Below are 2,197 nucleotides of genomic sequence, written 5' to 3'. Positions count from 1 at the left end.
TCCGTGTCCTCGCAGTGGCCTACGACCCCGAGGGCAACGCCGTGTTCGCGACAGTCACGACCGCGCCGCTTCACCACCGCGTGACTTTGGACATCATCGGATAGCACGGCAATTTTGGCGTGGCCCCGGATCGAAGCGCGCTTCTTCCCGGAGCACCCCCATGACCACCCCTCCAGAACCCTGAACAGCCCTCGGTCCACCCGGACCCGAGGGCTGTTCGTATTTCCCGATCACCCCGGAATGCAGCGTGAGAACATCGAATGTGACGCCGCGCCAGGAACCAGCGGAAAGCGAGGCAGAGATGCGCACGGTTCCGATTCAGGTGGTCTGCCGCAACTGTGCTGAGCCGTACCGGACCACCGTCCGGGGCGGAAATACCCGTTGCCCGCACTGCCGCACCTCCCGCCATGTCCGCGTAGACCAGGAATGGGAAGGGCCAGTAACCCGGGATCTCTCGGGAGCCGCCTCCCGGGCCGCGCGGGTCGCCTCCCGGCCCGCAGTGTGGGTCAACTGCCGGTGCGGCCATGAGTGGCAGTCCCGGGCCCGGGACCGCATGACGATCCACTGTCCGGAGTGCGGCACCGGTCAGCGCGTCCCGTACCGGACGTACGAGAACACCGGGCCCTCCCCCGAACGCCGGCACCCGGTCCCCCGACCGTCCAGACCCCGCCCGGAGCCGTCCTGGCGATCCGACCGGGCCCCCGTGGACCCGTGGGAGAACGAACGGACCGAGGCGGCCCCGGTGCGACCCTCGGTCGCCCTGGCGGGGTTCCTGGCCGCTCTCCAGGGCCGGAGCCGACCGACCGCAGCTCCCGCCGCTCCCCGGCCCGCAGCTCCCGCCGTGGTCCCTCTGTCGGCTCCGGCCCCGAGGCGGCCCTCGGTCCCCGCGGACACTCCCCGGGGCGGTGTCACGCCGGTCGACGTGAGCACGCTCCCTCTGCGCGAGCAGGTGCGCCGCGACCGCATGTCTCAGGTACTCCGGTCCCTCTCGGCTCACCTCATGGTCTGGTACGACACTCCGGCCGGCCTCTGTGAGGTCCTGGACACCACGCTCCCGCGCGACCAACAACGCTGCCCCCGGACCACGACCCACGGCGTGACGTTCTTCCAGGGCAACGGGGACGACGTGACCGCCTACGCCTGCACCGAGCACGCCGGGCCCCTGGCCGCAACCGCGCTCCGCTCGCCGTACATCCGGGCGTCGCCGTACCGCATCCGGTAATCCCGTTTTTCGCGAACCGCGCCAGACCAGCACCGGTCATCGGAAAAACTCCGGGGCGCACGTCGAAAAGTGACACCGCGCCAGCAACCAGCGAAACGCGAGGAACCGAGGGCCCGTTTTCGCTGATTCCGAACGGGCGCGGTCGACCAGCAACGGAACGGGCCCCCGTCCCGAGGGATTGGGGGCCCGTTCTGTTGCTCGCTGCGGGTCAGTCCGGCGGGGGGATGATGCCCGCCGCGACCGCCGCCCTGATCCAGTCCCGGCCCTCCCGGATCAACGCCTCGGGGTTGTCCTTCCCGAGGGACAGCCACTCTTGCCGACTCCCGCCGGTCTCCAGTCGCCACCGGGCCTCGGCCAGGAGGCGGACGCGCGGGTCGACGTAGTGCACCCGGGCCGCGCCCTCGGTGTCCATCGTGTCGTCACTGTGGTTCATGGCCCCATCGTGCCGACCGCCACTGACAGCCGGAGCGCGAACGGCCCACACCGCCGCCCGGTTCCCCCACGGAAGGCGCGCGAGCAAACTCCCCGCGCGTATCGGCCCCTTCCCCTCGGGTATCGGCCCGCTTCCGCACGCGTAACCGGCCCCTGACCTGCGGAAGTTCGGCACGGCCACCCGGCGGCCCTCTTCCTCCCGGCCCATTCCCGCACATAATGCGCCCCTGACCTGCGGAAATACCACCGTTCCCCCTGCGTATCAGCGCACTTCCCCACGCGTAAGGCCACCGATACGCCCACGGAATGACCCTCTGACCTGCGGAAACCCTCACACCCTGCTCGGTGGCCCCGCCGGAGGGCCACCTCGTCCCCGCCTCGGTGTGCCAGGTGTCCCCCCTGTCCCCCTCCAACCGGCCCGATCCGCTGTCCCCCCGAAACGCGCTCCCTACAGGGGGGACAGGGGGACAGTGCGGAGGTGTCCCCCACTGTCCCCCCAGGGGGGACACCTCCCCGAGGGCGTTTCCGCAGGTCAAAGCAGGT

General features: G+C 70.7%; 2 protein-coding genes. One reads left to right on the top strand and one right to left on the bottom strand.

The annotated features are described in order from the left end of the window. The first annotated feature begins 922 nt into the window (after nt 1–922). Nucleotides 923–1,222: a hypothetical protein gene (locus tag IE206_RS42095; protein ID WP_189972051.1), complete on the top strand. Its 300-nt coding sequence runs from the start codon at nt 923–925 to the stop codon at nt 1,220–1,222. A gap of 208 nt (nt 1,223–1,430) precedes the next feature. Here IE206_RS42095 and IE206_RS42090 read toward each other — a convergent pair whose 3' ends face one another. Then, on the bottom strand, nt 1,431–1,655 hold the full coding sequence (locus IE206_RS42090) for a hypothetical protein (RefSeq protein ID WP_189972049.1): 225 nt from the start codon (nt 1,653–1,655) through the stop codon (nt 1,431–1,433). Nucleotides 1,656–2,197: the final 542 nt, after the last annotated feature.

This window comes from Streptomyces violascens, assembly GCF_014649955.1.
GTDB lineage: Bacteria > Actinomycetota > Actinomycetes > Streptomycetales > Streptomycetaceae > Streptomyces > Streptomyces violascens.
This window is presented reverse-complemented; position numbering and strand designations above follow the sequence as displayed.

Excerpts from the sequence above, each read along its gene's own strand:
- IE206_RS42090 (WP_189972049.1), bottom strand. The coding sequence starts at position 1,655 with ATGAACCACAGTGACGACACGATGGACACCGAGGGCGCGGCCCGGGTG.